This window comes from Bartonella queenslandensis AUST/NH15 (assembly GCF_000312585.1).
GTDB lineage: Bacteria > Pseudomonadota > Alphaproteobacteria > Rhizobiales > Rhizobiaceae > Bartonella > Bartonella queenslandensis_A.
This window is the reverse complement of the sequence record NZ_HE998207.1, coordinates 1-363: the sequence shown is the minus strand read 5'-3', so window position 1 is coordinate 363 and position 363 is coordinate 1. Positions and strand designations below refer to the sequence as shown.

The following is a 363-nucleotide window of genomic DNA, read 5'->3' as shown; positions in this document are numbered from 1 at the left end:
GCCACAGCAGCATTCACACTCTTAAAGAGAAAGATTAGAGATGATAGATGTCCCACAGATCACTATAAGCAAAGTCCAGTTGATTGATCTTGTTAATAAGATTGGACAGAAAGACATATGTTGTAGTATCCGCTCGCCTCATAGTACAGATGAAATAAGCATAGATCCCTTATCAAAAGGTTCTCTTGTCTGTACGCTGCATAGTATCTTTGTGCGTGATGATAGAAATTATTTTCCGTTATTGCCGTACGATGACTTTGATCAATGGTTTTCATCTGTGTTTACGCAAGCTTTTACGGCTTGGTTTGATAATTATTTTTCTCAAGAGTTGTCATCTTTTTATCGCTTAAATGTCGTATAACT

The 363-nt window shown here is 36.6% G+C and carries 1 protein-coding gene; it reads left to right on the top strand.

Features of this window, described 5'->3' with window-relative positions; genetic code table 11:
* The first annotated feature begins 40 nt into the window (after positions 1-40).
* On the top strand, positions 41-361 hold the full coding sequence (locus BN338_RS09905) for a hypothetical protein (protein WP_039761958.1): 321 nt from the start codon (positions 41-43) through the stop codon (positions 359-361).
* Positions 362-363: the final 2 nt, after the last annotated feature.

Coding starts and splice junctions, on each gene's coding strand:
- BN338_RS09905 (WP_039761958.1), top strand. CDS start 41: ATGATAGATGTCCCACAGATCACTATAAGCAAAGTCCAGTTGATTGAT.